Origin of the sequence: Methylotuvimicrobium alcaliphilum 20Z, assembly GCF_000968535.2 — a bacterium.
Lineage (GTDB): Bacteria > Pseudomonadota > Gammaproteobacteria > Methylococcales > Methylomonadaceae > Methylotuvimicrobium > Methylotuvimicrobium alcaliphilum.
The window spans coordinates 2,190,515-2,203,351 of the sequence record NC_016112.1 but is presented as its reverse complement, the minus strand read 5'-3'; the positions used below and the strand labels follow the sequence as shown (position 1 = coordinate 2,203,351).

Annotated in this window: 9 protein-coding genes; 1 reads left to right on the top strand and 8 read right to left on the bottom strand. The window is 45.2% G+C overall.

The features are described 5' to 3' along the window. Positions 1-3 precede the first annotated feature (3 nt). From MEALZ_RS09420 to MEALZ_RS09380, 8 genes are all read right to left on the bottom strand, one after another. Positions 4-585: a PilZ domain-containing protein gene (locus MEALZ_RS09420; protein WP_014148396.1), complete on the bottom strand. Its 582-nt coding sequence runs from the start codon at positions 583-585 to the stop codon at positions 4-6. Between the two features lie 59 nt (positions 586-644). Continuing rightward, the gene (locus tag MEALZ_RS09415) at positions 645-1,475 is read right to left on the bottom strand and encodes a flagellar motor protein MotB (protein WP_014148395.1); all 831 of its coding nucleotides are present in this window, start codon (positions 1,473-1,475) and stop codon (positions 645-647) included. A 7-nt stretch (positions 1,476-1,482) separates the two neighbouring features. Next, the gene (locus MEALZ_RS09410) at positions 1,483-2,241 is read right to left on the bottom strand and encodes a MotA/TolQ/ExbB proton channel family protein (protein WP_014148394.1); all 759 of its coding nucleotides are present in this window, start codon (positions 2,239-2,241) and stop codon (positions 1,483-1,485) included. A 150-nt stretch (positions 2,242-2,391) separates the two neighbouring features. Beyond that, the gene (ssb, locus tag MEALZ_RS09405) at positions 2,392-2,874 is read right to left on the bottom strand and encodes a single-stranded DNA-binding protein (protein ID WP_014148393.1); all 483 of its coding nucleotides are present in this window, start codon (positions 2,872-2,874) and stop codon (positions 2,392-2,394) included. A 254-nt stretch (positions 2,875-3,128) separates the two neighbouring features. Next, a complete protein-coding gene (locus MEALZ_RS09400) occupies positions 3,129-4,508 on the bottom strand; it encodes an MFS transporter (RefSeq protein WP_046061080.1) in 1,380 nt (459 codons plus the stop codon). An 899-nt stretch (positions 4,509-5,407) separates the two neighbouring features. Then, positions 5,408-6,583 carry a bifunctional 3-hexulose-6-phosphate synthase/6-phospho-3-hexuloisomerase gene (gene hxlAB / locus MEALZ_RS09395; protein WP_014148391.1) on the bottom strand — a complete coding sequence of 392 codons (1,176 nt, stop codon included), beginning with the start codon at positions 6,581-6,583 and terminating at the stop codon, positions 5,408-5,410. Between the two features lie 251 nt (positions 6,584-6,834). Beyond that, the gene (locus tag MEALZ_RS09385) at positions 6,835-7,023 is read right to left on the bottom strand and encodes a hypothetical protein (RefSeq protein ID WP_017839390.1); all 189 of its coding nucleotides are present in this window, start codon (positions 7,021-7,023) and stop codon (positions 6,835-6,837) included. A 272-nt stretch (positions 7,024-7,295) separates the two neighbouring features. Further along, entirely contained in the window at positions 7,296-9,005 is a 1,710-nt protein-coding gene (locus tag MEALZ_RS09380; RefSeq protein WP_014148390.1) for a proline--tRNA ligase, read from the bottom strand. A gap of 146 nt (positions 9,006-9,151) precedes the next feature. On the opposite strand from MEALZ_RS09380, the gene MEALZ_RS20980 reads away from it, so the two are divergent. Next, the gene (locus MEALZ_RS20980) at positions 9,152-12,346 is read left to right on the top strand and encodes a bifunctional diguanylate cyclase/phosphodiesterase (RefSeq protein ID WP_014148389.1); all 3,195 of its coding nucleotides are present in this window, start codon (positions 9,152-9,154) and stop codon (positions 12,344-12,346) included. Positions 12,347-12,837 lie beyond the last annotated feature (491 nt).

Below are 12,837 nucleotides of genomic sequence, written 5' to 3'. Positions count from 1 at the left end.
ACACTAAGGCTCTTTATTCTCGCGGAGTTTTTGCATTTGTCTTTTCACGACATGCCTAATCAACAATTCCCGATCTTGTTCCTTCATATTAACGTAGTCGACACCGATAATATGAGAATAAATGCCTTCAGGATTCTTTTTGGGCTTGCAATAAATAACTCTTCCATATGTCACAATGACAGCCATACACGAAACCAATAACATTTTAATTTCCAGATAATCACCGACCGCTAAGGCCTCCGCGCTTTCGAAAGCTAATCCGGATGCGCTTAGATTAGCATTGCGAGTATCCTTCTCTTTAAAATCTGTGCCTTGCATCATGATCGCCTGCGCAATCAAATCAATTTTACTTTCAATTAATTTCAAATAATCGGCCACATCCGGCATAGTCCGATCGAGCCGATGCATCATGATACGAGATTCTTGTGAAATCAATTCCAAAGCGGCGGACAACGAACAGTTACCCAGTACGTTATCGCTCATATGACTAGCTGGCGTGACAGTCGCTTCATCTACTTTTTTATAGTAAAGATTCACTTGATCATCAATGCGAAAAAAACGCCGTCTATCTTTATCCCGATTCATTTAAATTTCCTGGAAATGAAATATATTTTTTGGATGCATCGCTTTCGCCACCCCCAATATTACTCGACAAACTCTTGGCCTGCTTCGTCGGCGCCTGGTTCTACTTGCACGATAACGATCTCGACTCTTCGATTAAGCGCCCGGTTTACAGGAGAATCGTTAGGAACTAATGGTCGGGTATCGGCATAACCTTGAATGACGAATCGCGAAGGATCGGCTCCCGGTTGGTCTAGCATGAAATGAGAAACGGTTACGGCACGAGAAGCAGACAACTCCCAATTCGATCGGAACATCTGCGTTCTAATCGGTCTATCATCCGAATGTCCCGACACCAGGACTTTTCCGGGCGATTCGTTAACCGATGCGGTAATTTTCGTCAATACGGGTTCAAATCCGGTATTGAGCACCGCACTACCGGATGGAAACGATCCTTTTTCGCTAATGCGAATAATGATTTTCAGATTTTCCGTTTCCACCGAAACCAAACCCATCTTGATTTCCTCTTTTAAATCCTCTCTGATTTTTTCTGCCTGTTCCTCAATTTCAGCCTGAGTCAATTCCATTAACTGTTTTTTTGCCGCTTCCAAGTTCGGCGAGTCTTGCATAGTCGTCTGCTTGACTTCCTCTAGCGGAGTGGGCTCGGTGGGTGCCGGCGAAAAATGCTGGGCGATAATACTGGTCCCCATTGGAATATCGTATGCCGGAACATCCTTCTGTACGCCAAAAGCATTGATCATCGAATCGGCCATTTTTTTAAACTTGATGGTATCCATGGTCGCAAATGATAACAACAACACAAAGAAACACATCAGCAGCGACATTAAGTCGGCAAAGGTCGCCAACCATGCGGGGGCTCCGACCGGGGGGCATTTAGGGCATTCATCAGCCATTTTTCACCTATTCATTGTCGGTTTTTCGCTTTTTATCAGAAATATAGGAATTCAATAAAGACTCTAGAACCTTAGGGTTCATGCCCTCTTGAATACCGGATATCGTTTCTAAAATAAGTTCTTTGTTGGTTTTTTCATAAAGCATAACTTTAGATAATTTGTCGACGATCGGAAGTGCAAAACAGTTTGCTATTAATGCACCATAAAGTGTCGTCAGCAAGGCAACGGCCATCGCAGGACCGATACTCGACGGATCGGACATATTTGCAAGCATTTGCACCAAACCGACCAACGTTCCGATCATACCCATTGCCGGCGCTAAATCGCCAACCCCTTTCCACATATCTTGCCCTACTTCGTTGCGCGATATCATTTGGTTAATTTCTTGAGACAGCATTTTTTTTACAAAAGCAGGATCATGCCCATCGACACATAGATTGATCCCCTTTCTCATAAATTCGTTTTCAATGGTCTCATTTTCTAAGGCTAGTAGACCGTTTTTTCGAGCCACATCGGAGAGTCTTACGGCTTCTTCGATCAACACAGCCGGGTCTTCCCTTTTGTTTAAAAAAGCTTTCCCTAAAACACCGAAGGACCGTAAAAAATCGGAAATCGGGATACGCATCAACGATACGCCGAAGGTACCGCCTATGACGATTAATATGGAAGGCAAATTTACAAACAACATAACATCGCCGCCGGTAGCAATGGCGGCGGTAATAATCCCTATGCCCAATAAAAAGCCGATTAACGACGCTATATCCACATTTAACCTCTTCGTGATAATGGATAATCAATCAGAACATTGAGCAAACTCATTCGAGTCGCCCGCTTTTATACCATCGCAGATCAAAATTCGACACAGGGGTGTCCGCGAAAGTCACGAGATTGAATACAAAAGTTTGTCCTAAATGATTCAAAACGGGATATCGTCGTCAAAATCGTCGTAAGGCGGGGGCGTTGAGTTTGAGGGTGTTGATTGAGGTCTAGATTGAGCTGGAGCTGAGTTCTGTGCTGAGTTCTGTGACGAATAAGCACCTTGATTATCGGAATAATTGGCGGTGCCGCCGCTTCGGCTTCCCAGCATGTGCATTTCGTTAGCAACAATTTCTGTCGTGTAACGGTCTTGTCCGTCTTGTCCTTGCCATTTTCGCGTTTGCAAGCGGCCTTCAACATAGACCTGACTGCCTTTTTTTAAATATTCGCCGGCAACTTCGGCGAGTCTTCTAAAAAAAACCACACGATGCCATTCGGTAGACTCTTTACGCTCGCCGGTTTGTCTATCTTTCCAGCGCATCGTCGTGGCTAGACTGATATTTGTTACCGCTTCGCCACTAGGCATATAGCGAACTTCGGGGTCGGCCCCGAGGTTGCCGATTAATGTTACTTTGTTTAGCATGTTTTCTCCGAAAAACGATTGAGCAAAAAATATAGATTCTCAAGGGAAACTTTACATTTGGAACACCGATACCAGCCTGAGTATTTTCCACTAAATTCTTAAGGGTTTCGTGGAAAATAACTTCCTGGAGCTATGAGTTTTTGTAGCGGGTTCGGTAACTCCCTTTACAGGGTGCCCCTTGTGCCGAATTTTGATCTACGATGGTAAAAATTTAGATTAAATCTTAAAATAAATAGCAAAAATCAGTTGAATTATCAGGAATCGAACTGAGTTATCGAATACTGTAAACGTTCCTTATCCAATAACCGATTATCGACTTTTAGATAAACCACCCCTTCGCCGAAATGCAACTTCACTTCCTCGACTCCAGTAACCTTGAGGATCTCTTCGGTGAGTTGCTCGGCTTGAATTCTGGTAAGATTATTAATGGAAATCAACATATTGGCAAGATAACGGGGTGGTTTCATTGTAAAAGATACTACCAACCAACTCGCTCCCGCCACAGCACTCATGATAAAAACAGCGCTACCTCCGAATTCGCCATAACTCCAGCCTCCAAGCGCACCGCCTAAAAAAGCCCCTAAAAATTGAGATGTTGAGTAAAAACCCATGGCCGTTCCTTTCATGTCGCCCGGTGCGGTTTTAGAAACCAATGAAGGTAACGTGGCTTCGAGCAAATTGAAACCGCAAAAAAACAACCAAAGAAAAACAATAATCCCGGTCAAACTTTGATGAAAGTACTGTAAACCTAATTCAGATACAACGATAACAGCAATCGCACCGATAAAAACGGGTTTCATTTTACGCTTTTTTTCAGCCAGAATAATAAAAGGTATTGCGGCTAATAAAGATACGATAAACACAGGCAAATAAACTTGTCCGTGTTGACTGCCGCCTAATCCGGCATCCCTCATCAATAGTGGAATGGCAATAAAACTGGCTGTTAATATCAAATGCAGAATAAAGATACCGTAATTAAATCTTAGCAGCTCGGTATTTTTTAACACATGCTTTATCTGGCTCGGAATCAGTTCGGCATCGCGGTGTACTTTTGATTGTATCGGATCCGGAACGACATAAACGATGACGACTATTGCCGCTAATGAGAGTAGCGCCGTCAACCAGAAAATACCTTCAACACCGACATAACCGGCAAGGACAGGCCCTATAGATATCGCGATGCCGAACGAAACGCCGATACTGATACCGATCAAGGCCATCGCTTTCGTCCTATGGACCTCCTGGGTCAAATCGGCGACCAAGGCCATAATGACTGCGGCGATGGCTCCAGACCCTTGCAAAGCCCGACCGAATAACACACCGTAAATCGTCGTTGACATCGCCGAAACCACGCTGCCGGCTGCAAACAATAATAAGCCCAGGATAATTAATTTTTTTCGTCCAAAGCGGTCGGACATTAGCCCGAAAGGGATTTGTAATAACGCCTGACTTAATCCATAAATACTGACCGATAACCCGATTAAAAGCGGCGTGGAACCTTCCAAATGCTCGGCAAATAACGGCAACACCGGCATAATCATAAACAAACCCAACATCCTTAATGCGTAAATGCTCGCCAATGAACCGGTTGCCCGTTTTTCCAGCAATGTCATTGGGCTGGTAATATCCTGCATTTGTGCCAAAACACTTATCTCCTGAATAAAGTACGCTATCGAACACTATAAAATATGAATGGCCAATCGAAATTCAACAGCCTTACACTGCGAAGTACCAATTAACATCGTTGACCGACACAGAATGCCGGCTATTATAACAACGGTTGCTTGAGCAGTCTGTTTGAAATTAGACTTGAGAAATCAAAGGTAAGGAAGGGGCGCGTTAAAGCGACTCTCATAACAGGGGATAAAAGAAATAAACGATTCCTAGGAAATCGAAAAGTAAGGAGAGTTTGGGGCGTCTTTCGGCAGTATACCCATCGCACTTCAAATTTCGGCATTGACGCATGGAGGCGCTGGGGTGTTCGGCAAAGGCTTTGACAGCAGGGATGCTGTCACAGAGCCTACATGGACGTATTCACGGCGTCCTGTCAAGCGAGTCACCGAACCGCCGCAAAGCGTATACTTGTAAAAGTTATTTTGTGCATATTCCTAATTTCGTGCCTTTCGTGAGCTTACCGCCGTTTTTAGATCGAGCGATCACTATTAAGGCGTCATGAAATTAATGTGCTTCATAGAGAAAGCAGCAATTCCCAGCTTGAGCAGTTTCGCCGATTTTAGGGTGTGGGGTATGCCTGTCGAGGAACGCCGTAAACCCATCCATGGGGGCTTGGCGGCAGCTAAGCGCCAAGGATGGTGTGAATGCAGATTTTGCAGGAGCAAAAATCTGCCCTGCTGCCGACATCCTCGCCAAGCATACCCCACACCCTTTTTGATCTCCAAATTGGCAATTGCTGTAGAGAAAGCACCGGAATTGACAAACACGGTTAATTGCCTAATCGAGAGCCCGGATTCGGATATTGCATGACAGGCACTTCCGTGTGCCGCGATCTCGGCAGTCGTTACTGTCGCGAGATTTATTCCAGGTTCGCATGTCTCGATCTCATTTCTTCCTCCGGAATGCCTTTTTCGTGGATGACATGAGAGATGGTCGCTTCCAAAAATGCCAATGTGGAAAGCTCGAAAACCGTACCCATCGGCATACCGACAACCTTGCCATACTGTTCGGGGCTGCCGACTCTAAACACGGCATCGGCCATGTCGCCGATTGTCGACTCGCTTTTCGCTGAAATCAGCACGATTTTTGCGCCAATCTCGCGAGCACGTTTAGTGAATGCGACCAACTGCTCGGTTTCGCCGGAGCCGGAAATTATAATGAGCAAATCGCCTTGTTTGATGCTGGGTGTAACAATTTCACCTACTACACTGGTATCGTAACCGCTATGCATCAATCGCATCGCGAAAAAGCGGCCAATCAAGCCCGACCGTCCCGCGCCTGAGACAAAAATTCGGCGAGCTTGATCGAGCATGTTCGTCAGTTTTCTATCATAAGAGTCATCGGTCGCATATAAGACATCCGAAATCTTATCGACGACAAATTCACGATGCGTGCCCTTGCTATTGACCAAGCGTTGAATTTTTCGAGCGGCATTGACTGGAGATGGCGCGCCGGTAATCGCGCCGCCTACGACAATTATGTCAACTCCGGCCTCAACAACATCGCGTACAGTTTCGGGCTTGATACCGCCGGCAACTGATACTCGAGTGTTTAACCCCAAGCGCAATAAATCTTGTAAATCCGCAAAGGGGGTCTGTCCGGCCGCCTGGGCGTCGATGCCGGTATGAATGCCGATAATTTGTGCGCCGGCCGCCACAGCTTCCTCAGCGCAACTCGCTTTATCCTCGACGTTAATCAAATCGACTTGAACTTCGGCATTATATTTTTTAGCCGCATTGATAACGCCTTTGATAGTTGAAATTCCGGATGTTCCAAGTACCGTGCAGATATCGGCACCGGCTTCGTAGAATGGGCTGGCTTCGTATTCACCGGCATCCATCGTTTTAAGATCGACCAGCAGCAATTTATCAGGAAATCTGCGTTTAATTTCCTTGACCAATTCAAGCCCGTTAAACTTGATACAGGGTGTACCGATTTCAATGATATCGACATAAGGCGCCGCTTGCGAAGCAAGTTCCAGGGTTTTGTCGAAATCCAAAGAATCTAGTGCCAATTGAATCAATGGTTTTGCCATTTTATGCGCTCCTGATTAGTTATATTATTTATCACACAATAGCATTCGGTCAGAGCGGCACTCTAAAGCAGAAAAAGGATATCTGTCAATTTTCGAAAGACTCCGGCATCGAAAAAGCCAAGAATGAAGGAGATATAGCATTGATACAGCGGATTGAGGCCTGCATTAATATTCCAATGCTACTCGTAAATGAATCCTTCTAAGGAAGGTACTGGACCAATAAGAGTCCACAAGACAACTTTATAACAGACTCAGTTGCGATGATTAAGCAAGATTAAATGGGGAGAACGCTTTCTTTTGGTTTTTTGATAAATTTCGCTTGCCTCCATCATCATATGCCGGCACCAAGGACAAATTCTATCGTCGGGCCGGCTTTGTTCCGATGGTAAAATCTCATCGCCACAGCGTTCGCAAATGATCGGTCTTGGTAAAAATTTCATTTGAACTCATCCTTAAAAAATGTTGAGCACAGACTAACCTGAGTCCATGCTGTTTTTTTGTGACGAATTCACACTTTGGATGCGATATTTACCAAAACGTTTAATTTATGTTAATCAATTCACATTTCGATCATTGTTGCTTACAAGCGACTATCGTAGCTGCAATTCCTAATTGGGGAGTACTGGACGAAAATTTCGGCAGCAAGCACACCGCATTCTCAAAATACAGCGAAAATGCTCAATTTTAGAATCACCGCTATTCGTAGCGATGATCAACTCAATTGTTGCAACAAAAAAGGTATTAATTCCGCCATCGGCAATTCTAGGCTTTCATTAGCGGTTCGAGCCCGGTATTCGATCATGCCGGAATCGAGACTGCGATCGCCGATTACGACACGATGCGGAATACCGATCAATTCCATATCGGAAAACATGAATCCGGCTCGGACTTTTCGATCATCGAATAACACCTCGATTCCGGCATCAAGTAGTTCTCGATACAGTTTTTCGGCAGCAACGCGCAAACGTTCCGACTTATGCATATTCATCGGGCACAAAGCCACTTGGAAAGGCGCCAATTGAGCCGGCCAGATAATGCCGTTGTCATCGTGGTTCTGCTCGATCGCCGCCGCAACAATGCGCGAAATGCCGATGCCGTAACAACCCATGATCATTGTCTGATTCTTACCGCCTTCATTAATGATGTCGGCTTTCATCGCTGAACTGTATTTCGTACCCAGTTGAAAAATATGACCTACCTCGATACCTCGAGCAATAGTAATCGTGCCCTCCCCGTCCGGACTCGGATCGCCTTCGACCACGAGGCGTAAGTCCTCGATTTGATCGGGCAAAGGAATATCCCGCTGCCAATTTACGCCACGGTAATGCTTGTCGTCTTGATTGGCTCCGCATACAAAATCGGACATCAATACGACACTACGATCCGCAATGATTTTAATTTTCAGACCGAAAGGACCGACCGAGCCGGGTTTTGCATTGCAAGCGGACAGCACTTGCTCTTCGTCGGCTAATTGCAACGGAGCTGCGATACCGGAAATTTTTTCGGCCTTGATCGCATTCAATTCATGATCGCCTCGTAATAACAAAGCGACTAACTCGTCTTCTTCGCCTTTGACGATCAAGGTTTTTAGGCAACTAGATTTGGCAATCCCGAAAAAAGCACTGACTTCGTCGATCGAATGTTGATCCGGAGTGTCCACTAGATTGAGCGATTCGGTAGCCGACCCCCTGTCGCCTTCGGGCATTAACGCCTCGGCTTTTTCGATGTTTGCGGCATAATCGCTTTTCGTCGAAAAGGCAATCGCATCCTCTCCGGATTCGGCCAATACATGAAATTCGTGCGATACCGCGCCGCCGATCGATCCTGAATCGGCGATCACAGCCCTATATTGCAAACCGAAGCGGTTGAAGATATTGCTGTAGGCCTGATACATGACTTGATAGGTTTCTTGAAGGGATTCTTGATCGAGATGAAAAGAATAAGCGTCCTTCATAACGAATTCCCGAGAACGCATCACGCCGAATCGAGGACGAATTTCGTCGCGGAATTTGGTTTGGATTTGATAATAGATGATCGGCAACTGCTTATAACTTTTAATCTCATGCCTGGCTAAATCGGTAATGATTTCCTCATGCGTGGGTCCCAAACAAAAGTCGCGTTGGTGACGGTCTTGTAAGCGAGCCAGTTCGGGTCCATACTGTTCCCAGCGCCCCGTCTCCTGCCACAACTCGGCGGGTTGCAGGGCCGGCATCAAAACTTCTAGTGCACCGGCTTTTTCCATCTCCTCGCGGGTAATCTTTTCGACTTTCCGCATGACCCTAAGCCCTAGCGGTAACCAGGTATAAAGACCGGCGGCTAATTTGCGAATTAAGCCCGCACGAATCATGAGTTTATGACTGGCGATTTCGGCATCCGAAGGCGTTTCTTTGACAGTATTGAGAGGAAATTGAGAGGTGCGCATTGTCTATGGTTAAAATGTTAAAATGCTTATTCTACCGATTAAACACCGCCAAAGTCATCACATCATCGACATCCGGTTTTCTGATATCATTCCGCATGGATTGTTTACCGGTGATCGAATAACACTAAAGCGAAGGACAACTCACCTTGAATTATAGAACCTCCGTTAACTCGACTTTAAGTCGGATTGCATTAACGGCTTTACTGTTTTATTTTGCGGGACAATTAGCATTACCGCTATCCTTGCCGCCCAGTTACGCAACAGCAATCTGGCCGCCGGCCGGTATCGGCTTCGCGGCAACGTTGCTCTGGGGAAACAAAGTATTACCGGCTATTTTTTTGGCTGAATTAGCCATCCATTATGAAGTCTACGATTTCATGACCTTATGGCAATCACCCCGCCAACTCTTAATTTTTCTCAGCTCACCGGTCAACAGTGTACTCAGGGCTTGGACCGGAGCCGTCTTGGTAAAAAAAATCGTAGGCTACCCGAACCCTTTGATTTCAGCCAAAGAAATCATGCTGTTTTTTCTCTTATCCGGTCCGGTCGCCACATTGATACCGGCCTTATTAAGCGTTTATGCATTGGTTGAAACCGGTGTCATCGTCGAATCGGATTTCGGATTCGGATTCTTGACCTGGTGGCTCGGAGATTGCATAGGTATCGTGGTTTTCACACCTTTGTTCTTGACTATTTTTGAACCTTCCTTACAAAGCCGCACGAAACGCTGGTTACCGTTATGCACCGCCTTGATAGTAGGTTTAGCCTTAGTCGCAATTTCTTACTTATTGGCTCATCAACGAGAAGGCTTACGCCTACAGGAAATCATCGAAAACAAGGCGGAAACGATACAATACGCTTTAGAAGACAATTACAAGGCACATGCAAATACCTTGTCGCTTTACCACTCATTAATCGGTTCGAACGATACGATTGACTATCAATCGTTACAAATTTTTTCGGACTGGGTTTTCAACACCTACCCAGGCGTTCCTTATATTGAATGGTTAGAGGCTTCGAAAGCAAGTCAAGATAAAACGGCATGGACGATCAAGTATTCGGCTAAAAAATATTTCGATGACTTCCATCCTATCTCGGAAAAACGCCACCAAGAGATCGTGTTTGCACTGGAGCCTCAAGCAACAACCGATCGAAGCTCTAAAATATTGGCATTTGGAAACAGTTCCAGGCAGTTTTTTATCTATACGCCTTTTTTCGAGACCGAACAGACCTTGAAGGGCTATATTATCGAGGCTTTCGATATTGAGCGGTTTATTGACGATGCCTTAGTTCGAAAAAGTATTGAATATATCGACATTAGGCTTTTCCAAAAAACATCCGATGGAGAACAACAATGGTTGTTTCCGTTAGAGCCTAAGCGCGCCATACCGGATCCGTTTGCCATCACCACGTTAAAACCGCTCAATATCGGCGGGCAATCCTGGTTCATTCAAGTTTCGCCAGATTTAGGTTTTCTTGGAAATTATTATTCCTGGCCGGTTTGGGGTATTTTGGCCGGCGGTATGTTGCTGACCAGTTTAATGGGTATCGGTTTTTTGATTGTCACCGGACAAACCGAGTTAATCCTAGTCGAAGTAGAAAAGCGCACGCATGATCTTAATCAAAGCAATCGAAAACTACGACTTAGCGAAGAGCAATTACGCTTGGCAGCAACAGCCTTCGAAACCCAAGAAGGGATTATGATTACCGATAAAAAAGGCAGGATTTTAAGGGTCAATAACGCTCACACTGAAATCACCGGTTATTCCAGCGAGGAAGTGATTGGTAAAATTCCCTCGGTTTTAAGCTCCATACATCATAATCGTGATTGTTTCGATGAATTTTGGAAGCAATTAGCTAGTCAAGGACAGTATGAAGGCGAGATCTGGAATCGGCGAAAGAATGGAGAAGTCTATCCGGAATGGCAGACCGTTACCGCCGTTAAAAACGAAGCCGGCGAAATCACCCATTTTGTGTCAATTTTTTCAGATATCACAGAAAAAAAAGAAAATGAATCACGCATACACAATCTGGCTTTCTACGATCCCTTAACCAACTTGCCCAATCGACGCTTGTTAATCAATCGTCTCGAAAAAGAAATTGCTATCGCCAAACGACATGGCCATTTCGGCGCCGTGATATTCATGGATCTGGATCATTTTAAATTTCTGAATGACTCGCTAGGCCACCATGTCGGCGACGAATTACTCATTCAAGTAGCCAATCGCTTGCAATCGGTCGTACGAGATGAAGATACTGCTGCCCGATTAGGCGGCGACGAGTTTATCGTACTTATTAATTGTAATGCCAAAAACCTATCGGAAGCCGCCGATCACGCACTAACGGTCGCAGAAAAAATTAATGCTAAAATCAACGAACCGTTTCTACTTAATGCATTCCAACATCAACTCTCGCCCAGTATGGGTATTACCTTATTTCCGGATAATGACGATAATCCCGACCGGATTCTGCAACAAGCCGATACGGCGATGTATCGATCTAAAGCTTCCGGCCGTAATAGCATCAGCTTTTTTCATCCGAGCATGCAAGAAGCTGCCGATCTGCGCATTAAAATGGAAAACGAGCTTCGAGAAGCGATCGATCAAGGTCATTTCGTTTTAAATTACCAAGCGCAGTTTGGCGCCAAAAACGAGATTATAGGAGCCGAAGCTTTAATTAGATGGCAACATCCCCAAAAAGGCCTGATCCCACCCGTTGAGTTCATCAAAATTGCCGAAGAATCTCGCTTGATTTTACAGTTAGGGCGCTGGGTAATCATGGAGGCGTGCCTGCAAATCCAATCATGGCAACAAAATGGTTTAATTGTGCCGCGTATTGCAATCAATGTAAGTTCGAATCAATTCAGACAAAGCAACTTTGTCGATCAAATAGAACATTCTCTGAAGGTTAGCGGCATTACGCCCGATTGTTTAGAGATAGAATTAACAGAACACGTTGTTATCGATAATATCGAAGATACCATTGAAAAAATGAAAGCCTTGAAAGCGCTGGGCCTATCGATTTCGATCGACGACTTCGGCACCGGTTATTCCTCGCTTGCATACTTAAAACAACTTCCGTTGAATCAATTGAAGATAGACAAAAGTTTTGTTCGCGACATTTCAACCGACCCGAACGATGCGATCATCGTCGAAACAATGATCGACATGGCTAAACATTTAGGCTTGACGATGATTGCCGAAGGTGTGGAAACGGCCGAGCAATTGGCATTTCTGAAGAGTAAAGGCTGTACCGGGTTCCAAGGCTACTATTTTAGTCATCCGGTAACGGCAGACCAATTTGCCGAACTCTTGTCGGAACAATCTCCGCAAGTAATATGATAAAAAATTCGGCAAGAAATACGCGTTTTTTACTAGATGCTTTGATAAATAGGGCATACATTCGGCGCCGGGATGCCCGTCAAAGGACGCCGTGAATACGTCCATGTAGGCTCTATGCCAGCTCCATGCTGGCAAAGCCTTTGCGGAGCGCCATGGATGGCGTGAATGTCGATTTTGCATTACGCCATGGATGGCGTGTATTAGGGCAATGCAGGAGCAATTGCCGAGGAGCACTAATCGACCGGACACCCAGGCGCCTCCTCAGGCACTGCCGAATTTTGAAGTGCGAAAGGTATAAACCATAATCAATGATTTTTTGTAACTATTCAGCGCATGCGGTAGGTTGGTGTCAGGCATTGATTTCTAAGGACGCGTGAATACATCCCTGTAAGCTCTGACTGCAACGTCCTGTTGCAGACAGCCTTATAAATCAATGCCTGACACCTTCTCATACATGACTTATGCTGAATAATTACGATTTTTTACCATGA

What these genes read in the sequence shown, in the direction of transcription:
- MEALZ_RS09415 (WP_014148395.1), bottom strand. Translation starts at nt 1,475, where the DNA reads ATGGCTGATGAATGCCCTAAATGCCCCCCGGTCGGAGCCCCCGCATGG.
- MEALZ_RS09380 (WP_014148390.1), bottom strand. Translation starts at nt 9,005, where the DNA reads ATGCGCACCTCTCAATTTCCTCTCAATACTGTCAAAGAAACGCCTTCG.
- hxlAB (WP_014148391.1), bottom strand. Translation starts at nt 6,583, where the DNA reads ATGGCAAAACCATTGATTCAATTGGCACTAGATTCTTTGGATTTCGAC.
- MEALZ_RS09420 (WP_014148396.1), bottom strand. Translation starts at nt 585, where the DNA reads ATGAATCGGGATAAAGATAGACGGCGTTTTTTTCGCATTGATGATCAA.
- ssb (WP_014148393.1), bottom strand. Translation starts at nt 2,874, where the DNA reads ATGCTAAACAAAGTAACATTAATCGGCAACCTCGGGGCCGACCCCGAA.
- MEALZ_RS09385 (WP_017839390.1), bottom strand. Translation starts at nt 7,023, where the DNA reads ATGAAATTTTTACCAAGACCGATCATTTGCGAACGCTGTGGCGATGAG.
- MEALZ_RS09400 (WP_046061080.1), bottom strand. Translation starts at nt 4,508, where the DNA reads ATGCAGGATATTACCAGCCCAATGACATTGCTGGAAAAACGGGCAACC.